The organism is Sporosarcina sp. FSL W8-0480 (assembly GCF_037963765.1).
Classification (GTDB): Bacteria; Bacillota; Bacilli; order Bacillales_A; family Planococcaceae; genus Sporosarcina.
Genome location: NZ_CP150166.1, coordinates 462281 through 483967 on the forward strand (window position 1 = coordinate 462281; position 21687 = coordinate 483967).

Below are 21687 nucleotides of genomic sequence, written 5' to 3' on the forward strand. Positions count from 1 at the left end.
TATTGACCAAAAGATGCATGTATACAGTCTTTGGTTTAATGGTTCCAATCATGATACAATTAAAGGAACTCACATTCAATAAGACAACGGACAAAGATGAGAAGTGAGTTAGTTGTTGGACGGAGGAAAAGACTGATGCAAGACCATTCAAAGAAAATTAAATACGGGGCAATGATGCTTGCATCGTTCATTTTATTGTTGGCAGGAGTTTTTTTTATCCCGTTCATTGGGCTACTCTTAATGGTTTTCCTTCCCTTGCCGATTATCTTATATCGATTACGGGAAGATAGGAAAACAACGTATTATGTAGTTTTAATAGCGGGTGTACTATCTTTGCTTTTAGGTGGCCCCATACTTCTGCTTTTCGCACTTGTTTTTGGAATAATAGCCTTCCTAATTGCTGAGTTTCTATTGCTTGGGAAATCCAAATTGTATATTTTTATGGCTACCGGTCTTGTTATGATCTTTGTGGGAATAGTGACCTACCTCATACTCGCTTTATTCTTTGATATCAATATCATTGATAGCTTAATGGCGGTGTTGAAGGAGTCCGAGAACCAATTCAAGGCATCGTTAAACGAATTCGGCGCATTACCGGAAGGTTACGAAAATGTTGTTGCAGAAGCATTCATGTTATACAGATCCTCGATTCCGGCTGTATTTATATTATCCGTGTATGCATTCGCATTCATTATGGTAATCCCGAATTTCATGGTGCTTCGCAGACTTGGTCATGAAGTACCGAAGTTTCCACCGTTTTATCAACTGAAATTACCTGTGATCACCATTTTTATCTATGGGTTATTAATTATCCTACCTTTTGTGATGAATATGACAACGGATTCCTCGACATATTTGCTTTATATTAATGGGACAATAATTTTAAGGGTATTGTTATTATTACAAGGCCTTTCTTTAGTCCATTATTTTATGTTCAGGATGAAGCTGCCAAGGATTGTTACGGTTCTCTCAATAATTTTAGCCTTGTTATTTAATCCAATTACTATACTTCTTGGCATACTTGATATAGGCGTGAATATCCGGGCTTGGATCAGGAAGGACAACTCGAAGTAAGGGGATGAGACAATGAAGTCATTTTTTAGAAGAAGGGCTATCCGATATCCATTGATTATCATTTCTCTCCTTGGATTGATAGCAGCGGTCCTTATATTCTTATTGAACTTCTGGGCTGGCCTTGTATTTACGATCCCTTTTATACTGGCAGTAGGGTTCGCGTGGAAGCTTGAGGAGCAAACGTATGTCGAGACGGAAAAGCATATTGAATCCCTCTCTTATCGCATGAAGAAGGTCGGGGAAGAAGCTCTCCTTGAATTGCCGATTGCAATTATCCTTTTCAATGAAAAGCATCTCGTCGAGTGGGCAAACCCATTTGCTGCTTCTATCTTCGGTAAAGAGACGTTGATAGGGGATGAATTGTTCCATCTGTCTGAAACGTTCCATTCAATATTAAAGAATGAAGAACAAGATACACCACCTATGAAGGTTGGGAAGTCAACCTATAAGGTCGTTTACAGACCAGAAGAAAAACTTCTCTATCTTTTTGACATAACTGATAAAGTAAGTATAGAGTCCCTTTATTATAAAGACCGGACTGTACTTGGAATTATGCTTATCGACAATTACGATGAACTTTCCCAAACAATGGATGATTCCACAAGGAGCCATCTGAATTCCCTCGTCACGTCCCTTGTGAATGACTGGGCAACCGAGAACGGTATATTCGTGAAACGGATTGCTTCAGACCGTTTTATGGCAGTGTTCAACGAGGGAATTTTATCGAAATTGGAAACTGCGAAATTTACGATTCTTGATGATATTAGGGAAAAGACGGCAAAGCAGAATGCCGGCTTGACGTTAAGTATCGGTGTCGGAACAGGATCCGCTTCACTTACTGAGCTTGGAGAGCTTGCCCAGTCCAGCCTGGATCTTGTATTGGGGCGTGGAGGGGATCAAGTAGCGATTAAGCGTACCGATGGAAAGCTGAAGTTCTACGGGGGCAAGACCAACCCGGTGGAAAAAAGGACTCGTGTACGTGCAAGGGTCATCTCACATGCGTTGCGGGATTTGATCCAAGGCAGTGACAAGGTATTGGTAATGGGGCATAAGATGCCGGATATGGATGCGATAGGGGCATCAATCGGTGTTCAGAAGATGGCCCGGATGAATAATGTTAAAGGCTATGTCGTCCTTGATTTCGAAGAGTTAGACGGTAGTGTAACGCGATTGATGGATGAGATAAAAGGGAATGATGAGTTGTTTGAACAATTCATTGATCCTGAAACTGCATTATCAATGCTGACGGAAAAGTCACTCCTTGTCGTCGTTGACACACATAAGCCAAGCATGGTCATCGATGACCGTTTGATTGGGAAGGCTGAAAAGGTCGTTGTCATCGATCATCATAGACGCGGTGAGGAATTCATCAACAACACGATGCTTGTCTACATGGAACCTTACGCATCATCTACGGCGGAGCTTGTGACGGAGCTACTTGAATACCAGCCAAAACACGAAAAGTTAACGAAGTTAGAGGCGACTGCTTTGCTTGCAGGAATTGTAGTCGACACGAAAAGCTTTACTTTACGGACAGGATCGAGAACCTTTGAGGCTGCATCGTATTTACGGACAAATGGGGCGGATACGGTCCTTGTGCAACGCCTTCTGAAGGAGGACATCAATACGTATATCGAGCGTTCTAAAATTATAGAAACAGTTGAGCTTTCACCGTCGGGCATTGCAATAGCAAAAGGCCAGGATGGAGTGGCATATAGTTCCGTTCTGATCGCACAGACTGCGGATATCCTTTTGACGATGAAAGGAGTAGTCGCATCATTCGTTATTGCACCACGTGCAGATGGAAAAATCGGAATCAGCGCACGGTCACTTGGGGAGCTGAATGTCCAGCTCGTTATGGAGGAACTTGGCGGTGGCGGTCATTTGACTAATGCGGCGTGCCAGTTCGATGTGGAAACGGTAAAAGAGGCGGAGGATTTATTGAAAGCCGCTATAGAAGATAAATTGGAAAGGGGAAAATGACATGAAAGTAATTTTATTGAAAGACGTTAAGGGTCAAGGTAAAAAAGGTGAGGTAAAAGAAGTATCAGTAGGATATGCACAGAACTTTCTACTTAAAAACAAGTTGGCAATTGAAGCGACACCTGCAAATCTAAGTCAGCTTGAAGGCCAGAAAAAACGTGCGGAAAAAGATGCTGCACAGGAATTGGCAGAAGCGAAAAAGTTGAAAGAACTTATCGATGAAAAGACGGTTGAAATGAAGGCGAAATCCGGAGAAGGCGGCCGTCTTTTCGGATCCATCACAACTAAACAAATTGCTGATGCTTTGGAGAAAAATCATAAAATCAAGGTGGATCGACGTAAAATGGAACTGCCTGATGCAATCCGATCACTTGGCTATACAAATGTGCCGATTAAATTGCATTCGGAAGTTACAGCTACGCTAAAGGTCCATGTAACAGAAGAGTGATAGGGAGCGATAATTGATGGACCAGATGTATGATCGCGTTCCCCCACATAACAATGAGGCAGAGCAGTCAGTCATCGGTGCAATCTTCTTACAACCGGAGGCGCTAATTACTGCCTCCGAAGTACTTCGACCAGATGATTTTTACCGGACAGCGCATGAAAAAATCTTCAATACAATGCTTGTTTTAAGCGATAAAGGACAAGCGATTGACGTAGTTACCGTCACTGAAGAACTTTCTGCGAAAAAGGAATTGGAGGACGTCGGCGGAATCTCCTACTTGACTGAAATCGCCAATGCCGTACCAACTGCGGCAAATATTGAGTATTACGCGAAAATCGTTGAAGAGAAAGCCATCTTGAGGCGTCTTATACGGGTTGCAACTAATATTGTCGAAGAAGGCTTCACGAAAGAGGACGAAGTGGAAGCGGTCCTTTCAGAAGCCGAGAAAAGGATCATGGAAGTTTCCAACCGAAAGAATGCCGGAGACTTTAAACATATAAAAGATGTGCTTGTAGAGACCTATGATAATATCGAGATACTCCACACAAGAAAAGGAGAAGTCACAGGTATTCCAACCGGATTCCGTGACCTCGACAAAATTACGGCAGGATTTCAGCGAAACGATCTAATTATTGTAGCTGCCCGTCCTTCCGTTGGTAAAACGGCATTCGCATTGAATGTGGCCCAAAACGTTGCGACGAAGGCGGGAGAAAACGTCGCGATTTTCAGTTTGGAGATGGGTGCGGAACAACTGGTTATGCGTATGCTTTGTGCGGAAGGGAATATTGATGCTCAAGTCATGCGGACGGGTAATTTGGAAGCGGAGGACTGGCGGAAGTTGACGATGGCGATGGGATCCCTTTCTAACGCCGGCATCTTCATCGATGACTCCCCAGGTATCCGAATTAACGAAATCCGTTCCAAATGCCGCCGACTACAGCAGGAACACGGCCTTGGCATGATCATGATTGACTATTTGCAGCTCATCATGGGAAGCGGTCGTTCAGGCGAAAACCGGCAGCAGGAAGTATCCGAAATCTCCCGTTCTCTAAAAGCACTTGCGCGGGAATTGAAAATCCCGGTCATTGCGCTATCCCAGCTATCCCGTGGTGTCGAACAACGACAAGATAAACGTCCAATGATGTCAGACTTGCGGGAATCAGGAAGTATTGAGCAGGACGCGGATATTGTATCTTTCCTTTACCGGGAAGACTACTATGATAAAGAAACCGAGAATCAGAATATGATTGAAATCATCATTGCAAAACAACGTAATGGTCCGACAGGTACTGTAACTCTTGCTTTTGCGAAGGAATATAATAAGTTCTTGAATATCGATTGGAGTCAGCATGAGATGCCGTCCTACCAATGATAGAAGCCTTGATTTTCCTGTGCTACAGGATGAATCAAGGCTTTTACTCATTTCGGGACTTTATGAGCAAACAAAAAAGTACATATTTCAACCTAATATTTGGAAAATACTAAGAATAATTGGATACAATATCACAGTTTCATTACAAAATGTCGGATATTGCCAAGCAAGCTTGCGAATATGGTAAATTAGAGAAGCGTGAAAACTTTCAGTATGATGGGTGCTTTATAGACACCTAATCGGAAGGAGTCTTAAACGATGTTTTTCGACAGGAAAGAAAAGACAGAAGATAAAAGTAGAAGTTTTATATATAGAAGGCTGCAAAAAGTAGGTATTATCTCGGCCACTTTATTTGCAACGATTGGAATTGGATCCGGATTTGCATTCGAAAAAGCCGAAGATGCATCCATACATACGGTATTTCATGTTTATTCAGATGGCGAGTATGTTGGAATGCTGTCTGACGAGAAGCAAATAGAAGTACTAACAGAAAATAAGCTTCTGAAAGCGGCAGAAAATTTTGATGGCCTCCCCTTAACAATAGGATCTAAGCTGTCTGTTGTTCCGGAAAATGTATTCACGGTGGAAACAGATGATAGCCAAGTTTTAGACAAACTTCAAGATATGCTTACTGTTGAAGCAGAAGCAATTGGCATTAAAATTGGCGAAGAGACATCACTCTACGTCAAAAATATGGCTGAATACGAAGAAGTGATCAAAACTCTTGCGTTGCAAACAGTCTCTCAAGAGGAACTTTCAGAATTCGAAGCTCGCAACCAGTCTACTGAACCTATACCACCTTTGAAAGAAGATGAAACACGTCTTGTGAAAATTCATTTTAGTGCAGACTTAGAGCCGGTGGAAGGGCAAGTAGCGCCTGAGAATGTCAAAAGTGTACAAGAGATTGTAACTCTCCTAAACAAAGGAACATTGGAAGATAAGAAGTATGAAGTTCAAGCAGGGGATGTATTGGGGAAAATAGCGAGTGCTCATAATATGAGTACAGCAAAGCTTATGGAGCAAAATCCTGGTGTGACTGAAAATACATTATTACAAATCGGCCAGGAACTTAATGTAACTGTCCTTGAGCCACTTGTCGAAGTTGAAGCTCATTATGAAACTAAGAAAATCGAAACAATTGAATTTAGTAAGTTGACCGAAAAGGACGAATCCCAGTATAAAGGTGAGAAAAAGTTAAAACAAAAGGGTTCAGATGGTAAAAAATCTGTCACACAATTAGTCCGGATGAAAAATGGGGTTGTAATCGGCAGATCTGTCGTTGACGAGAACGTTTTGGTGGAATCCATTCCCGAAATAACAGTAGTCGGAACGAAAGTGATCCCATCTCGTGGAACTGGGAAATTCATGTGGCCTGCCGATGGCGGATACGTATCCAGTCAGATGGGTAAAAGATGGGGAAGGGTCCATCAGGGCATCGATATTGCACGGCCATCCTCCCGCTCAATTTTTGCAGCGGATAACGGTGTAGTAACGAATGTCGGTAGACACGGCACCTACGGAAACAGGATTATCATTACACATAACAACGGATATAAGACGTTATACGCCCACTTGGCTAAGATTGACGTGAAAGTGGGACAAACAGTACCTAAAGGAACAAAAATTGGTGTTATGGGATCTACAGGACGTTCTACGGGAATGCATCTTCATTTCGAAGTGTTCAAGAACGGTTCCAATATCAATCCGTTATCTGTGTTAAGATAATGAATAGGGATGGAGACGCTACAGTATTCTGTACCGTCTCTTTTTCCTTTTTATAGTTTTGGTTTTCGGCTAACTCCTCCTTTAGTTTTCCCGGGAAATAACGTCTATATGCGGGAAATATTTAGAAGGTAATATGAAGGTTTGCATAGAATATAGATAAAGAACCATTTTTAGTAGTATAGCGATTTAAATGCTTAATCGTGCAAGAAATGATAAAGTGATAGAACAAAAAAAGGACGCCAATCGAGCGAGAAAGGAAAGGGAATATGCAAAACAAAACAATTCTTGTAGTAGATGATGAAAAACCAATCGCAGATATATTAGAGTTCAATTTAAAGAAGGAAGGATTTACAGTTTATTGTGCGTATGACGGGGACGAGGCACTTGAAAAAGTGGAAGAGGTGCAACCCGACATTATGCTTTTAGATATCATGCTTCCGAAACGAGATGGTATGGAGGTATGCAGGGAAGTCAGGAAGAAGTATGATTTTCCAATCATCATGCTGACAGCAAAGGATTCGGAAATCGATAAGGTGTTAGGCTTGGAATTGGGCGCGGATGATTATGTGACAAAGCCATTCGGTACACGTGAGCTGATTGCGAGGGTGAAGGCGAATCTGCGCAGACATTCAAAAACAATATCGGAGGAGCAGGATGGGGTAACTAATGAAATCACTGTTGGCAGCCTTGTCATTCAACCTGATGCTTACTTAGTGCAAAAGCGTGGAGAGTCAATCGAGTTGACACACCGTGAATTCGAATTACTTCATTACTTGGCAAAGCATATTGGACAAGTGATGACAAGAGAACATCTATTGCAAACGGTATGGGGCTACGATTACTTTGGCGATGTGCGCACAGTCGATGTAACGATTCGTAGATTGCGTGAAAAAATCGAGGACACACCAAGCCATCCAACTTGGATCGTTACAAGACGTGGTGTCGGTTATTATTTGCGTGACCCAGAACAGGAGTAAATGAAATGCAGAAAGTCGGTTTTTTTCGATCCATCCATGTTAAATTCGTACTGATCTATATCATGCTGATCATTGTAGCGATGCAGATTATCGGGCTTTATTTTGCAAGGGAACTTGAAACCACATTAAAGGCAAACTTTACGAATTCCGTTGTCGACAGGATGAATCTCGTTGAATTCAGTGTACGTGAGGAATTGATAAAGGACCGTTCACCGGATGATCCGACAATTGAACAAAGTCTTGGGGCCGTCCTTTCGGGATTCAACTCGGAAGATATAAACGAAATCCGAGTCATCGATTCAAAGTATCGCATCCGCGCAACATCAGTGCTCGACAATCAATCATTGGTCGGCCAGCGCTCCATGGAGGACAGTGTAAGGCGATCCATTTCCTCCGAATCTATCTCAGATATGATCAATCTCGACAAGGGAAAACGAGTCATGGTGCGTGTAACGCCAATCATGAACAATAAAGAAGTGGTTGGAGCACTCTTTGTAACAGCTAATATTGAAAAAGTGTTCAAGCAAATTGATGAAATCAATCAAATACTTGCGGGAGGGGTAGCGGTTTCGCTAACCATCACAATCATCATTGGAATATTCATTGCACAAACTTTCACGAGACCGATTTCAGATATGAGACGTCAAGCACAAGCGATGGCACAGGGAAATTTCTCGAGGAAGGTACATGTATATGGAAATGATGAAATGGGGCAACTCGCAATAGCCTTCAACCATTTGACGAATCAGCTTCAGGAGTCACAATCGACAACTGAAAGTGAACAGAGGAAATTGGCATCGGTGCTTGAAAACATGACAGATGGTGTCATTTCCACGGATCGTAAAGGTCGGGTCAGCCTCATAAACGATTCCGCCTTAATGATGTTGCGCATGACACGCGATATAGTACTGAATCGTCCTATTGCAACTATTTTAGGTTTGGAGCAAGACTATACATTTGAAGATCTCATTCAAATGAAAGAGTCCATTGCACTTGATTTTAGTACTGAAAAAACGCCTTATATACTTCGGGCAACATTTTCAGTGACTCAGCGGGAAACAGGATTCGTAAATGGACTAATCGTAGTCCTTCATGATAATACGGAACAAGAAAAAATCGATATGGAAAGACGGGAGTTCGTATCAAACGTCTCTCATGAGCTTCGTACACCTTTAACGACAATGCGCAGCTATTTGGATGCATTGGCTGAAGGTGCCTGGAAGAATGAAGAGATTGCTCCATCGTTCCTTCGGGTGACACAAACCGAAACGGAGCGAATGATCCGACTTGTCAACGACCTATTGAAACTATCAAGAATGGATAGCAAAGAATATGAATTGAATACCGAATGGGTGGAATTCAATCATTTCTTCAACTCGATTATTGAGCGTTTTGAATTCTCGAAGTCCCAAAATGTACAATTTAAACGATTGCTCTCTCCGACTGATATGTTTGTGGAAATAGATACTGATAAAATGACACAAGTCATCGATAATATCATTTCCAATGCCTTAAAATACTCTCCTGATGGAGGGGATGTCCGTTTCGGAGTGACGACCTCCGGGACATTTATTAAAGTGATGATTTCGGATGATGGCATGGGGATTCCCCAAGCAAATGTGAATCGCATATTCGATAGATTTTACCGGGCAGACCGTGCAAGATCGAGGGCAATGGGAGGAACTGGCCTTGGACTTGCCATCGCAAGAGAAATGATCATTGCACATGGCGGGGAAATTTGGGCTGAAAGTGAAGAAGGAAAAGGGACGACGATATTCTTTACGTTGCCTTTTGAACAACAAGAGGAAGGTGAATGGGATTGAAGTATATTGAACCGATTAAGTCGATCATACTACTCTTGCTCGTTCTTTTGAGTGCCACATTCACCTTCTCAATATGGACGTATACGCCAAGGTTGGATCCGATTGAACCCTCTTCGACTGTGGATATATCCATTGGAGAAAGGAAGAAAGTGAAGGATCTCATCAAGCCGTATAAGTTAGTGATTAAATATGAAAGCACACTTAGGGGTACAACAGATTCCAGTGAAATAGACGGTGTGTTGGAAGAAATGAGTGACTGGAAAGTTTCCCAGTTGGTCTATCATCCAAACGAGATGAATAAGGAACAGATTAAGTCATTTTTCCAGCAGCCGAACCAGTTTACAATGTATTTTCAGGGGCAAGTCCCTCTTCAAGTATACGATGATATTTTGCCTATCGAGGATAGTTACATTCCTCCTTTCAGTTTTGACCGTATGGTTGTGAAATGGAATCCGAAAGAGGTTGCATTTGAAGTTCATTTCATCAACCGTGAGTCAGGACTACGTTATTCAGGAAAAATTACACCTAAGGATCCGATGGATTCCTATCGTGAAATTGTCCTTGGAGGAGAGAACTTTAGTAGGTATGCGGAAGTGAATGTTCAGGAACCGACCTATATTGCAGTTCCCGTTGATCCGATTCATATGGACCGCAGCACATATTATCAGGAAGAACTTAGCCCTACCCGCTTCCGTGATGCCTTGTTCAACGACCCGAATGCGGTTAGACGTAGTCAAGTGGATGCGACCCATGAGGAATTCGGGGATGATCATGCGCTGTTAGTTGTAAATACAGAGTCGAAAATGTTAAATTTCGTCCATCCGGCTGCCGAGAGTAGAGAACCTACTTCACCCGCGGACTTATTATATGACGTTATCGATTCCATTAATGAGCATGGAGGATGGACGGATACATTCAGATTTTCATACATTACCCCTTTTTCTCATTACGTTAAGTTCCAACTGTTCATTAATGGCTATCCGGTTTACAGCGATACTGGGACAACGGAAATAGCCCAGTATTATGGTGAAAGTCGGGTTTTCCGTTATATAAGGCCGTATTATACACTTGATGTGAAAATAATGGACGAAGAAATGACTCTCCCGGCAGGCACGGAAGTTGCTAATTCACTCAGCAAGTCGGATAAGTACGATTTCGGATCAATTGAAGATATAACTTTGGGCTATATGATGAGACATGATTTGGAAAAACGGGCGTTAATCATGGAGCCTGCCTGGTTTTACTTGATGAAAGGTAAATGGTTACGCTATTTACCTGATCAAAGCGGAGGTGATCATATTGGATTGGAATAAAACGAAAACTATTTTCATTGTCGTCTTTTCGATATTAAATGTTTTCCTTTATTCCCTATATCTAAAACAGCATACCGAAGCTTTGAATGTGCAAGTAGTCGGGAAAACATCGATTGAAGAGATAATGAAACAGGAGAATATCACTTACAACCTCTCGCAAGAGACAAAAAATGATTTCTACTATGTCTCTGCTAATATTAAGACGTTTACAATGGAAGAATTGGAGTCCTTGAAAAGCCAGTCCATTGTAATTACGGATAATACACGGGTCACTTCCGACATGAGCATTCCGGTATCCATCCGCAATTCAAAGGGGGATTATCATTTTACTGAGTTCCTTACGAAATATGTATTGAATGGGATGGACTATGAACTATGGGAAGTGAATAATGAAGAAAAGAAAGCCATTTTCTTTCAAAATGTGGACGGAGAACCGATATTCTATAGCTCCAATGCGATGCTGACCATTTATTGGGATGATAATTATGAAGTTACCCGGTATGAACAGCGAATGCTTAAGGAATTCATTAGCTATAACCGTAAGAAGGATTTACTGACACAGGACGAGGCGGTTGGATCTCTGGCAACTCGGGGGTATTTGAAGCAGGATTCTAAAGTGTTAAGTGTGACAGCAGGATACTCCTCTCTCATGCAGTTAACTGAAACCCAAGTATTTGCCCCGACATGGAATATTCGTGTAGAATTAAAGGACGGTAAAATCGAAGATCATTTTATCAATGCAATTGAAGGTAAAGTGATAGAGTTCCAATTGGATAAGACCGAAGTGGAAAGTCCTACGATAGATGATGAATAAGGAGTTTTTATAATGCGTTTTAGTGTGCTCTGTAGTGGTAGTACAGGCAATTCTATATATGTTGAAACGGATAAGCATGCATTTTTAGTAGATGCTGGACTGAGTGCTAAAAAGATGGAGCAACAGCTTGAAAGCATTGGTCGTTCGGTGTCCAATGTCGATGGGATTTTCGTCACCCACGAGCATAGCGACCATATTAAAGGGATTGGCGTGTTGGCCCGAAGACATAAGATACCTATTTATGCCAATGAAAAAACATGGAATGCCATGAATGGACTTGTTGGTGAAATTCCATTGGAACAACGATTCCATTTCAATATGGAAACCTCCATGACTTTCGGGACACTTGATATCCAGTCATTCGCTGTTTCACATGATGCTGCGGATCCGATGTTCTATGTATTTCATGAAAATAATCGGAAGCTCTCAGTCATCACGGATACAGGATATGTAAGCGAACGGATGAAAGGCCATATTGCAGCTTCAGATGCATATGTCTTTGAAAGCAATCATGACGTCAGCATGCTGCAAATGGGCAGATATCCATGGTCCGTCAAACGTCGCATACTGAGTGATGTCGGGCATGTTTCCAATGAAGATGCCGCGATTGCAATGAGTGAAGTTGTTGCCGAGAAAGAGACAAGAATTTATTTATCGCATCTCAGCAAGGATAATAATATGAAAGATCTCGCCAGGATGAGTGTTTCGCAAACATTGGAAGCATGCGGGATCCGCACAGGTGAATTCGTGCATTTGTATGATACCGACGCGGAAAAACCGACAGAGCTTGTCACTGTTTAATAAATTTTGAAAACCTCGCCTTCGGGTGAGGTTTTTTCATTGAAAGAGGTTCCGCGCTCAAGAAAGAGGAATCGCGCTCAAGAAAGAGGATCCGCGCTCAAGAAAGAGGTTCCGCGCTCAAGAAAGAGGAATCGCGCTCAAGAAAGAGGATCCGCGCTCAAGAAAGAGTATCCGCGCTCAAGAAAGAGGTTCCGCGCTCAAGAAAGTGGAATCACGCTCAAGAAAGTGGATTCTGCGCTCAAGAAAGAGGAATCGCGCTCAAGAAAGAGGAACCGCGCTCAAGAAAGTGGATTCTGCGCTCAAGAAAGAGTATCCGCGCTCAAGAAAGTGGATTCTGCGCTCAAGAAAGTGGGTTCGCGCTCAAGAAAGAGTATCCGCGCTCAAGAAAGAGGAACCGCGCTCAAGAAAGAGGATCCGCGCTCAAGAAAGAGGAACCGCGCTCAAGAAAGAGTATCCGCGCTCAAGAAAGAGGATTCACGCTCAAGAAAGAGGAACCGCGCTCAAGAAAGTGGATTCTGCGCTCAAGAAAGAGGAATCGCGCTCAAGAAAGAGGATCCGCGCTCAAGAAAGCGACCGCCACGCCAAAATCGCCAACCAATTTAATAAAACATCCTCATACATTTGATTTTAAACACAAATAATGGGGTAGAGTGAGTGTAACTGTGTATAGAAAGGGAGAGGAGAATGGACGAATTCAATCAAGGTCCTCGTAATGAAGAGGAAAAGCCGATTATTCATGAACCTGAAAAGCGTGAGGAACCAATGCGCCACATTAACCGTTCACCACAACCGAAACGACGAGGTGGATTTCTTCCCGCCCTTTTTGGAGCCATTCTCGGGGGACTCCTTGTCTGGATTTTAATGAATACAACGGCTAATAACGATAAAGGTTCGCCGTTAGTCGAACGAGAACAATCAGGTGTGGATAATTTGACTAGTGAAAGGGTCTCTGTCGACATCAATACGGATGTGACAGATATCGTCGGGCAAATGGCTGACACGGTCGTAGGAATCACAAACCTGCAGACTGTACGCAATTTCTGGTCTTCTACTGAAACGACAAGGGAGACCGGTAGCGGTTCTGGCGTCATCTATAAAAAAGAAGGCGGCAAAGCATATATCGTCACGAACCACCATGTCGTCGAAAATGCAGAAGGACTTGAAATTACATTCGATAATGGAACAAAAGTCGATGGAAAGCTTGTCGGAAGTGATATGTGGACCGATTTGGCTGTAGTTGAAATCGATGGAAAACATGTGAACACGGTTATCCAATTTGGCGATTCGGACGCGTTGAAACGCGGGGAAACAGTCATTGCTATCGGAAATCCGCTCGGCCTCGGTTTTGCAGGATCGGTTACGATGGGCATTGTTTCCGGAAAAGACAGATCCATTCCAATTGATTTTGATAAAGACGGAACGGTTGACTGGCAGGCTGATGTCTTACAAACAGACGCAGCAATCAACCCTGGAAACTCAGGCGGTGCACTTATCAACTTGGCGGGGCAGCTTGTCGGCATTAACTCGATGAAAATCACACAAGAAACCGTGGAAGGCATCGGCTTAGCCATCCCCATTAATATTGCTGTTCCAATAATTAAAGACCTTGAAATGACAGGAACAGTCAATCGACCAACAATGGGTGTCAGCCTCATGAATTTGCGTGATGTTCCCTCTTCACAACAGGAACAAGTATTGAAGTTACCTAAGGATGTCACGGATGGAGTCATCGTTACCCAAGTTCTACGCAATACACCAGCTGAGGTTGCTGGTGTTAAACAGTATGATGTGATTGTTGAAATGGACGGAAAGAAAATAGAAGATATGGTCGGGTTGCGTAAGCATCTTTATAATGAAAAAGAAGTTGGCGATCTGATGAAGATGAAAGTGTATCGTGCCGGTCAATTGATAGAAATTGAAATGGAATTAAAAGATGGAAATACATTCTGATGAAGATGTCGAAAAAACGGACAGGGAATGTTACAATTTCGACAGGGATGTAATATCTTTTATCCACAACAGGCAGCATAGCTGAATAGCGGCTATACTGCCTTTTTTTCTGCGAAGTTTTTACACATGTGGATAAGAAACTGAAAACGTGTATAACTTTGTGTGTAAAATAATAAAAGAAGGACGTGTAAATGATGAAAATAAATAGCTGTGAAACCCATATAAATCATGCACTTGACGTGTTTGTCGCCCAAGAAGAAACTTTTCCTATCATGGAGAAAATCGAAGAAGGTGAAAAGTTATCCACAAAGTGCGATTACTGCGACACGCCCGCAACGTATATTGTGGCGAACGAATAATCGGGCACAATATATAGGTTTAAGTGTGGATATGTGCATAAGTAATGTGGATAACATTTAAAAGAAGGTGGAAAACCCTGTGAATATTACAATTGTGTCAGTTGGCAAACTAAAAGAAAAATATTTGAAAATGGGGATTGATGAATACGCTAAACGGCTTGGTGCTTATGCAAAAATCGATCTTATCGAAGTGGCAGATGAAAAAGCTCCGGAGTCTCTGAGCGATGCAGATATGGATATCGTGAAGAAAAAGGAGGCGGACCGGATTTTAGCAAAAATAGGTGCGGATGCATATACAATTGCACTTGCTATTGAAGGCAAAATGAAAACAAGCGAGGAATTGGCTGCAGGGATGGAATCTTTGATGACATATGGCCGCAGCAAAGTCGTATTTGTCATAGGCGGATCGCTTGGCCTTCATGAAGACGTACTGAAACGGGCAGATGAATTATTATCATTTTCAAAAATGACATTTCCGCATCAGTTGATGAAATTGGTATTGTTAGAGCAAGTTTACCGGGGGTTTCGAATTATGCGGGGGGAACCTTACCATAAATAGGTGAGGTTTGTCCCTGTTTTAACAACATTTGTAGACGGTTTTTGGTGCCACACTCCTCACAACCTAATAATTGCTTTTCTCATCTCCCAAATCAATACTATTACCTAACCCACTTCAGTCTTTGATGTAATAATCCATCAGATTCTTTGTTTTCCCCCGTAATAAAGTGAGTCATATAGTAAGTTAGATATTTTCCGTATTTACTTTCTGTATTGAGCAATAGCTCATCGACATAATAGATGTCCAATGGAAAATCATCTAATATAATACTAGAAAGGCCTGCATATACACCGCATGCCACTTGGAAATAGGTTGCATTTGTTTTGAATTTCTTGTAAATGTCACTGCATCTCATTACGTTATACATAAAAGTTTCATGATTTTCATAAACAAGGAGAACACCAACAAGATCTTCGCCTTCAACATCCCCTGCACCTAATTCAATTATCTGCTGATTCCAATCCCAAAGCACATCTACATTATCCAAATGGTCCTGAATAATCTTCGTTGTATATTCATTGACACGATAAATAAATCCGATCTGCATATCAAATAATTGTCCTAAAGTTATAACTTCCTCATGTGGCATCAAACAGCCGTAAAATTCTTTTTCCCCTAATCTCACTTTAAACTCCATTTCGTATACTTCATTATAGAAATAATTCTCCAACTGATGATCAACATACATCGGATAGCTTAATATAGCTTCATCCAGAAAGCATTCAACGGACCATGAGGTATAGAGGGTGTTTGGTTTGACTAATTTTTTATTGGTAAAAAAATGATCATCATGCTCCACAATGTAGCAGGCTAAAGGTTTTTTTCCGGGATTATCTTTCATTAATTTTATAGCCATCCATTGTACAATGCCGGGATTCATACCAGAGCCAATAATGGCCTTTGTATTCGTAAAATTCTTCCTTACCTTTTCGAATCTAAGAAATCGTTCTGTAAGAGGAAAACCATATAGACTTTCATCTTCATCAACCTCCGTGTTCTCAAGGGCTGAGTTGATGTAAAATACACCTAATTCGTTACAGCAATTAAGCATTTCAATCGTATCTGCCCATGAAAGGTCAATGACTATTTTTGTTTTTGTTTTTTTGAGATGTTCTTGAAATAGGTTTACATCGTTGAGATCTAACTGGTATAGCGTGATTTTATCCGAAAGATTAGGAAATAGCTGGTCGTAATACTCTTTACCTTTTTGAGTAGAATCAATTAGGTGAAACTGTACCTTGTTAATGTTTGGGTATATAGGGTCATTAATATCTTGTACGGATTGATTTAGGATGGATAGTACCGCTTTTGCAAGCCCCCCGCCGCTACCTAATATAGAAATGGAAACAAAACTTGTCCAATTAATCATTTAAGCACTCCTTTCTTAAGTCATTTAATACAATATATTAAAATGTTAAGAAAGGGGTTGTACTATTGGCTTAGGAAGCTGTTTTAACACCACAAGTAATAAAGAATAATTAAAAAACCACTCAAAGCATTTTCAATAATGCTTTGAGTGGTTTTATTTCATCGCTCTATTTCTACAACGATATCATCTAATTGCATTGTTTCAACCGACTCAAAAATGTTATTTAAGTTTTTAAAGTGGAATATAGGTGTGAATATTAACGTCTTAGCATCTGGGTGTAGCTGTCCAAATGTAATCATATATTCTGTTACACCAGAACTCCCAAATCCACCGTTAAATTTCGATTTATACGTATTTCCTAAGTCATCCTTTAACAGTAATTCAGAATAAATTACGTTATATTTTTCATTTAAGACATCATTGTGTACGCCTTCTTTGTAATTAACGATGAATGAGTATGGTGTATACGTAATTTTGTTGATTTCTACGTTTAGATTGTTCTTTTCTGATTTAGGAACTTCAACTGTTTGTACAATAGTATCAGAGGCTTTCGCATAAATTTCGAAATTCCATTCGCCTTGAACAACTTCACCGTTTTCAGGATTAGATAATTCACTGATATTGAATTGGAACGTACCTTCATCAATGGAATGTGATAAAGGTAAAATAACGGTTGTCATACCTGCATATTTATTCTGAGCGGTTTTATAAATGTCATGCTCTGCATGGAACAAGGAGTTTTGCCCACCATTTAATGTGAAACTCCCATCGATTAAGGCGATTGGACCTAAATCTTTGTCTGTTTCAATTGAGTAGCTAACGAAAAGCTTTTTACTGTCTAATAATGTTTCGGTAATTGTAACTGTCGTGCCATTACTTTCAACTGTCATATTTTTAGCTTCTGCAAATTCGTCATAGCGAACTAATGTTGTGCCATATTCTTTTTCAGAAAAAAGCTTAAAAATACTATTTACGAACGGAATTTCCTGTGCAAATGTTGTGTATGAAAGTCCAACCAATGAAGTGGCACCAATACCAATAGTTAGGCATGCAGCTGCAATTCTTTTCGTCCATTTCTGAGAGCTATTTTTTGAGATTTGTTTTCGTAAATCTTTTTTAAATTGTGCCTTGTCAAACTCAGATACCTCCATCTCTTCAAATTCATGGACATTTATATCAATTTCATTAAAATGATTAAATAGGTTCTTCAATTTGAATACCTCCTAATGATTTTTTAAGCTTCTTTTTTCCATGATAAAGTCGATTATCTACAGCAGACTTTGTCATTTGAAGCTGACGTGCAATTTCCTCTGTGTCATAGTCTAATAAGTATTTCATAATAAATATTTTTTGATTAACTGGTGTTAATTTCGAGATAATGGCGTAAATATTTTCGTGCTCTTCAAGTAGCATATTTTGTGGGTACGTTAATTCATGTGCTGTGAAGTCTAAATTAAGAGAAAGGCTCTCTTTTTTTCGGATTTCGGTGCGGATGTAATCGATTGCCTTATACTTTGCAATGACACAAACCCATTTTTGAAAATCCGTAGGCCCACCCGTAAACTTTTTGGCATTTTTCCAAATCGACAATAGAATTTCGTTACAGCATTCCTTAGCAAGATCATTTTTACTAAGTGGTCCTAATGTTTTTACGACCACCCCTTTAATAAGAGGTAAATAATGATCAATTACATAATCAAGAGCTTCTTCTTTGCCGGCTTGAAGAAGGGCTATAAAATTATGTTCGTTAATCTTCATTGGAATCTCCTTTCTTTAAGTGATTGTGTAAAAGGCCTCTACACTTTATATAACGCTAAGATGCAGATGATTTTCGCAAATAAAAGAATTTCTTTTAAAAATAGTACTCGATTACTTCATTCATTCTCGTTATGATGAAAATTCCCTTCATATTTGTGTCGTACAATTGCTGTTGTAATAGGTTTATTTAGACTTCAAAATTGAAGAGAAGGTCGTACCCGGAAGCGGTGTGAAAATTGCAGACGGTGAAGATGGTCTGAGCTTCACGTTAGATAACGGAATGCAAGTAGTGGTCACAGATGAAACAGAATTGGGAATAGATGGTCCAACAGCAGCGCGAAAGGAAGAACAGCTCTTTGAACCTACATATAGAGTAGGTAATCTAATAGGCGGTTTTACGGAAGACACGTCGACAGATCCAGTTACTGCAGCACTAATTTATACTAACTGGAACTTTGAAGATCCTATTCGATAAGGCACACCAGATAACACATATTACTAATTGTCTAGACAAGGAGAAATAAGAATGCTAACTGTTCACCAAATTTATCAAAGTGATTATCCGACTGGGAAAAAAGTATTTTATAAATATACGTCGGAGAAGTATTATAATATCCAAATAGATAAAAATGCTAATGGTTGGAACTTCTCTCTAACAGAAGAAAGATTTGCATTCCCTTTTGAAAAAGAAATTCAAGAAGAGATTTTCGAACCGTACAAAGAGGGTTCAGAATACTATTTGGCAAAGCTTCATGATGAAGAGGCTGCTATTATGGTAATCCAACAAATGGAGTGGAATAATACGTTATTGATTCATGACATATATGTTGAAGATCGATTTAAGAAAAAAGGTATTGGTAGGAGTTTATTGGATGTAGCGAAGAAAAGAGCAACCGAATTAGGCGTCAGATCGATTATGTTAGAAACACAAACATCTAATTATCCAGCTATCCAGTTTTATTTGAAAAATGGTTTTGAATTGATTGGGTTTAATACAATTTCTTATTCGAATGAAGACGTAAAGAAAAACGAAGTGCGTATTGAAATGGGCTATAAAATATAGGGGGATTCTGGTGAAAATGACACCATATACGTTTATTAAAGACTATAAAAACATCGATCACTATCGGTTATCGTTTATGACCCGTTAGCTGTAGGTGTCGCAATAGATCCTGAATTTGTTAAAAAGGAAGAGTGGAATGTAAAGGTTGTCCTCGAGGGGGACGAGACCGGAAGAACAGTAGCATCCGCTGAAGGCGAACCAAAAGTTCAAGTTTGCACTGAAGTGAAGGCGGAACAATTCTTAAACCACTTTCTTCGTCGTTTGCTTTAATGCTAAAATAAAAAAAGTGTCACTCCCGGTTATTATTGGGGGCGACACTGTTTTTTTATATGATACGATACAGTTGTACGGCTTATAAAAGAATTTATAACAACGGTGGGAGTGGCGAATGAATCGACTTAAAGGAATTTTAATGATCATAACGGGAGCAATGATGTGGGGGGCAACGGGTCCGATGATGGAATGGATTCTCGCAACAAGCGATATGACAATCTCCTTCATGCTGACTGTCCGCTTGATCGTTGCGGGATTTTTTGTTTTACTTTTTTTGAAAATGAGTGGCCGGGATATTTACCAGCCGTTGCGGCATAAAGTTTGGCTACGGCAAATGGTTATTTTCGGGATATTCGGCATGCTTGGCGTACAGCTGACATTTGTCGGGTCCATTAACTCAAGTAATGCGGTCATTGCAACATTATTTCAGTTTTTAGCACCCATTTATATCATTCTTTTCGTTTCGGTTCGGCATAAGGTATTGCCACCCACAGCGCAAGTGGTCGGAATGATTGTGACAATGGTAGGTCTCTTTTATCTTTTGACGAATGGTTCGCTGTCAGGATTTGCCCTTAGTGCAGGGGCGGTTGCCTGGGGAATTTCTGTCGGTTTTGCATTTATGTTTTATACGCTCTATCCTGCGAGATTAATGAAAGAATGGGGCGTCCTCTTATCCGTAGGCTGGGGGATGCTCATAGGTGGCATAGTATTGTTCCTTGCAAGTGTTACGAAACTGCAAGCAGGCATTATGACCCTCGGTGATTGGAAAATATCGTTGATGCTTTCACTTGTAATCATCGTCGGTACGGTTGCCTTCCTTTTATTTTTAGGTAGCATGAAGTACATCTCACCCGTCGAAACGAGTCTTCTTTCAAGCTTCGAACCACTGACGGCAATGATCATCTCCGTCATCTGGTTCGGAAGTGTACTTGGCAAATGGCAACTTGTTGGCGCAATTATTATGCTCATTGGCGTCACGGGGTTATCGATTGCCGGAGGAAAGGTGAAAGAGGAAAAAGGTTGAGTTAACTAAACGGTAAATTCTGTAACATCTCTCCCGCTCCTACGTCCTACAAAGTAATGAATAAATGGAAAGAGTGGATGAGATGAAAAAGAAAATCGTGTTGGCTGGGGGCACTGGTTTCATCGGGCAGTTTTTTGAGAAGAAATTTGTAGAATCGGGATATGAAGTTGTCCATATTTCAAGACGTCCTCAGCATATTTCATGGGCGGATCAAAAAAGGATTATTGAAGCATTGGACGGAGCAGAAATGCTCATCAACCTTGCTGGAAAAACTGTCAATTGCCGTTATAACGACAAAAACAAAAATGAAATCATGCAATCAAGGACAGAGACTACCGAAATTTTAGGGCAGTCAATCAGCAAATGTGACAATCCCCCTCCGCTTTGGATCAATTCAAGCACTGCAACCATTTATCGACATGCGGAGGACCGGCCGATGACTGAAACGGACGGTGAGATTGGCAGCGGGTTTTCCGTTGAAGTGGCAAAGGCATGGGAAGCATCTCTTTTTTCGTTTGACCTTCCACAAACAAGACAAGTTGCTCTTCGTATTACGATTGTATTAGGCAAGGATGGCGGTGTCATGGAACCCTACGTGAATCTTGTCCGTTTTGGTCTTGGTGGTGTTCAGGGTCCTGGCAATCAAATGTTCAGCTGGATCCATATTGAAGACTTATACCGTATTGTCCTATTTATAAGAGAGAATGAGCAACTTGAAGGCGTGTTCAATTGTGCAGCGCCCAATCCAATTACTAATCGGGAGCTAATGGCGCAGTTTCGTAAAACATTGAATCGGAAATTTGGTATCCCCTCTCCGAAATGGATGCTTGAAATGGGGGCTGTTTTTATAGGCACTGAAACCGAATTGATACTGAAGAGTCGTTGGGTTATGCCTGAACGCTTAGAGAATGAAGGCTTTCATTTCAAATATGAAACGATTGAAAAGGCACTTCAGCAGATTTTGAAGTAGTCGCCAAAGCTACTAATAAATTGGTTTAAATA

22 protein-coding genes are annotated in these 21687 nt (G+C 40.8%); 19 read left to right on the top strand and 3 right to left on the bottom strand.

What is annotated here, in order from left to right; translation table 11 throughout:
- Window positions 1-135 precede the first annotated feature (135 nt).
- The 14 genes from NSQ43_RS02360 (at window position 136) to rlmH (ending at window position 15198) form a co-directional block, all read left to right on the top strand.
- Window positions 136-1074: a DUF2232 domain-containing protein gene (locus NSQ43_RS02360; RefSeq protein WP_339252682.1), complete on the top strand. Its 939-nt coding sequence runs from the start codon at window positions 136-138 to the stop codon at window positions 1072-1074.
- Between the two features lie 12 nt (window positions 1075-1086).
- Entirely contained in the window at window positions 1087-3057 is a 1971-nt protein-coding gene (locus tag NSQ43_RS02365) for a DHH family phosphoesterase (protein ID WP_339252683.1), read from the top strand.
- Between the two features lies 1 nt (window position 3058).
- Window positions 3059-3505 carry a 50S ribosomal protein L9 gene (rplI, locus tag NSQ43_RS02370; RefSeq protein WP_339252684.1) on the top strand — a complete coding sequence of 149 codons (447 nt, stop codon included), beginning with the start codon at window positions 3059-3061 and terminating at the stop codon, window positions 3503-3505.
- Window positions 3506-3521: 16 nt separating this feature from the next.
- A complete protein-coding gene (gene dnaB, locus NSQ43_RS02375; protein ID WP_339252685.1) occupies window positions 3522-4877 on the top strand; it encodes a replicative DNA helicase in 1356 nt (451 codons plus the stop codon).
- A 258-nt stretch (window positions 4878-5135) separates the two neighbouring features.
- Complete coding sequence (locus tag NSQ43_RS02380; RefSeq protein WP_339252687.1) at window positions 5136-6602, top strand: M23 family metallopeptidase; 1467 nt, start codon at window positions 5136-5138, stop codon at window positions 6600-6602.
- A 266-nt stretch (window positions 6603-6868) separates the two neighbouring features.
- Window positions 6869-7579, top strand: coding sequence for a response regulator YycF (yycF, locus tag NSQ43_RS02385; RefSeq protein ID WP_339252689.1), 711 nt, complete (start codon window positions 6869-6871; stop codon window positions 7577-7579).
- A 5-nt stretch (window positions 7580-7584) separates the two neighbouring features.
- Window positions 7585-9402 carry a cell wall metabolism sensor histidine kinase WalK gene (gene walK / locus NSQ43_RS02390; protein WP_339252691.1) on the top strand — a complete coding sequence of 606 codons (1818 nt, stop codon included), beginning with the start codon at window positions 7585-7587 and terminating at the stop codon, window positions 9400-9402.
- The gene (yycH, locus tag NSQ43_RS02395) at window positions 9393-10715 is read left to right on the top strand and encodes a two-component system activity regulator YycH (RefSeq protein ID WP_339252692.1); all 1323 of its coding nucleotides are present in this window, start codon (window positions 9393-9395) and stop codon (window positions 10713-10715) included. Before walK ends, yycH begins: the two co-directional genes overlap by 10 nt.
- Complete coding sequence (yycI, locus tag NSQ43_RS02400; protein WP_339252694.1) at window positions 10702-11529, top strand: two-component system regulatory protein YycI; 828 nt, start codon at window positions 10702-10704, stop codon at window positions 11527-11529. The genes yycH and yycI overlap by 14 nt, the downstream gene beginning before the upstream one ends.
- 12 nt (window positions 11530-11541) lie before the next feature.
- Window positions 11542-12330: an MBL fold metallo-hydrolase gene (locus NSQ43_RS02405; RefSeq protein ID WP_339252696.1), complete on the top strand. Its 789-nt coding sequence runs from the start codon at window positions 11542-11544 to the stop codon at window positions 12328-12330.
- A 39-nt stretch (window positions 12331-12369) separates the two neighbouring features.
- Window positions 12370-12933, top strand: a complete 564-nt coding sequence (locus tag NSQ43_RS02410; protein ID WP_339252699.1) for a hypothetical protein — start codon at window positions 12370-12372, stop codon at window positions 12931-12933.
- 81 nt (window positions 12934-13014) lie between these two features.
- Entirely contained in the window at window positions 13015-14280 is a 1266-nt protein-coding gene (locus NSQ43_RS02415; protein WP_339252701.1) for a trypsin-like peptidase domain-containing protein, read from the top strand.
- A 194-nt stretch (window positions 14281-14474) separates the two neighbouring features.
- Complete coding sequence (locus tag NSQ43_RS02420) at window positions 14475-14639, top strand: CxxH/CxxC protein (RefSeq protein WP_339254750.1); 165 nt, start codon at window positions 14475-14477, stop codon at window positions 14637-14639.
- A gap of 79 nt (window positions 14640-14718) precedes the next feature.
- Window positions 14719-15198 (top strand): 23S rRNA (pseudouridine(1915)-N(3))-methyltransferase RlmH, encoded by a 480-nt coding sequence (gene rlmH / locus NSQ43_RS02425; protein ID WP_339252703.1) that lies wholly within the window; start codon window positions 14719-14721, stop codon window positions 15196-15198.
- Window positions 15199-15298: 100 nt separating this feature from the next.
- Here rlmH and NSQ43_RS02430 read toward each other — a convergent pair whose 3' ends face one another.
- From NSQ43_RS02430 to NSQ43_RS02440, 3 genes are all read right to left on the bottom strand, one after another.
- Entirely contained in the window at window positions 15299-16567 is a 1269-nt protein-coding gene (locus NSQ43_RS02430) for an S-adenosylmethionine decarboxylase related protein (RefSeq protein WP_339252705.1), read from the bottom strand.
- Window positions 16568-16725: 158 nt separating this feature from the next.
- On the bottom strand, window positions 16726-17778 hold the full coding sequence (locus tag NSQ43_RS02435) for a DUF4179 domain-containing protein (RefSeq protein ID WP_339252707.1): 1053 nt from the start codon (window positions 17776-17778) through the stop codon (window positions 16726-16728).
- Window positions 17762-18325: a sigma-70 family RNA polymerase sigma factor gene (locus NSQ43_RS02440; protein WP_339252709.1), complete on the bottom strand. Its 564-nt coding sequence runs from the start codon at window positions 18323-18325 to the stop codon at window positions 17762-17764. Before NSQ43_RS02440 ends, NSQ43_RS02435 begins: the two co-directional genes overlap by 17 nt.
- Before the next feature lie 229 nt (window positions 18326-18554).
- Between NSQ43_RS02440 and NSQ43_RS02445 the strand changes: the two genes are divergently transcribed.
- From NSQ43_RS02445 to NSQ43_RS02465, 5 genes are all read left to right on the top strand, one after another.
- Window positions 18555-18800 carry a hypothetical protein gene (locus tag NSQ43_RS02445; RefSeq protein ID WP_339252711.1) on the top strand — a complete coding sequence of 82 codons (246 nt, stop codon included), beginning with the start codon at window positions 18555-18557 and terminating at the stop codon, window positions 18798-18800.
- Between the two features lie 51 nt (window positions 18801-18851).
- Window positions 18852-19388 carry a GNAT family N-acetyltransferase gene (locus NSQ43_RS02450; RefSeq protein ID WP_339252712.1) on the top strand — a complete coding sequence of 179 codons (537 nt, stop codon included), beginning with the start codon at window positions 18852-18854 and terminating at the stop codon, window positions 19386-19388.
- A 69-nt stretch (window positions 19389-19457) separates the two neighbouring features.
- Window positions 19458-19658, top strand: a complete 201-nt coding sequence (locus tag NSQ43_RS02455) for a nucleoside hydrolase (RefSeq protein WP_339254752.1) — start codon at window positions 19458-19460, stop codon at window positions 19656-19658.
- 118 nt (window positions 19659-19776) lie between these two features.
- Window positions 19777-20685 (top strand): DMT family transporter, encoded by a 909-nt coding sequence (locus NSQ43_RS02460; protein WP_339252713.1) that lies wholly within the window; start codon window positions 19777-19779, stop codon window positions 20683-20685.
- A gap of 82 nt (window positions 20686-20767) precedes the next feature.
- Window positions 20768-21655 carry a TIGR01777 family oxidoreductase gene (locus NSQ43_RS02465; RefSeq protein WP_339252714.1) on the top strand — a complete coding sequence of 296 codons (888 nt, stop codon included), beginning with the start codon at window positions 20768-20770 and terminating at the stop codon, window positions 21653-21655.
- Window positions 21656-21687 lie beyond the last annotated feature (32 nt).

Excerpts from the sequence above, each read along its gene's own strand:
- NSQ43_RS02360 (WP_339252682.1), top strand. The coding sequence starts at position 136 with ATGCAAGACCATTCAAAGAAAATTAAATACGGGGCAATGATGCTTGCA.
- NSQ43_RS02365 (WP_339252683.1), top strand. The coding sequence starts at position 1,087 with ATGAAGTCATTTTTTAGAAGAAGGGCTATCCGATATCCATTGATTATC.
- rplI (WP_339252684.1), top strand. The coding sequence starts at position 3,059 with ATGAAAGTAATTTTATTGAAAGACGTTAAGGGTCAAGGTAAAAAAGGT.
- dnaB (WP_339252685.1), top strand. The coding sequence starts at position 3,522 with ATGGACCAGATGTATGATCGCGTTCCCCCACATAACAATGAGGCAGAG.
- NSQ43_RS02380 (WP_339252687.1), top strand. The coding sequence starts at position 5,136 with ATGTTTTTCGACAGGAAAGAAAAGACAGAAGATAAAAGTAGAAGTTTT.
- yycF (WP_339252689.1), top strand. The coding sequence starts at position 6,869 with ATGCAAAACAAAACAATTCTTGTAGTAGATGATGAAAAACCAATCGCA.
- walK (WP_339252691.1), top strand. The coding sequence starts at position 7,585 with ATGCAGAAAGTCGGTTTTTTTCGATCCATCCATGTTAAATTCGTACTG.
- yycH (WP_339252692.1), top strand. The coding sequence starts at position 9,393 with ATGGGATTGAAGTATATTGAACCGATTAAGTCGATCATACTACTCTTG.
- NSQ43_RS02405 (WP_339252696.1), top strand. The coding sequence starts at position 11,542 with ATGCGTTTTAGTGTGCTCTGTAGTGGTAGTACAGGCAATTCTATATAT.
- NSQ43_RS02415 (WP_339252701.1), top strand. The coding sequence starts at position 13,015 with ATGGACGAATTCAATCAAGGTCCTCGTAATGAAGAGGAAAAGCCGATT.
- NSQ43_RS02420 (WP_339254750.1), top strand. The coding sequence starts at position 14,475 with ATGAAAATAAATAGCTGTGAAACCCATATAAATCATGCACTTGACGTG.
- NSQ43_RS02430 (WP_339252705.1), bottom strand. The coding sequence starts at position 16,567 with ATGATTAATTGGACAAGTTTTGTTTCCATTTCTATATTAGGTAGCGGC.
- NSQ43_RS02440 (WP_339252709.1), bottom strand. The coding sequence starts at position 18,325 with ATGAAGATTAACGAACATAATTTTATAGCCCTTCTTCAAGCCGGCAAA.
- NSQ43_RS02450 (WP_339252712.1), top strand. The coding sequence starts at position 18,852 with ATGCTAACTGTTCACCAAATTTATCAAAGTGATTATCCGACTGGGAAA.
- NSQ43_RS02460 (WP_339252713.1), top strand. The coding sequence starts at position 19,777 with ATGAATCGACTTAAAGGAATTTTAATGATCATAACGGGAGCAATGATG.
- NSQ43_RS02465 (WP_339252714.1), top strand. The coding sequence starts at position 20,768 with ATGAAAAAGAAAATCGTGTTGGCTGGGGGCACTGGTTTCATCGGGCAG.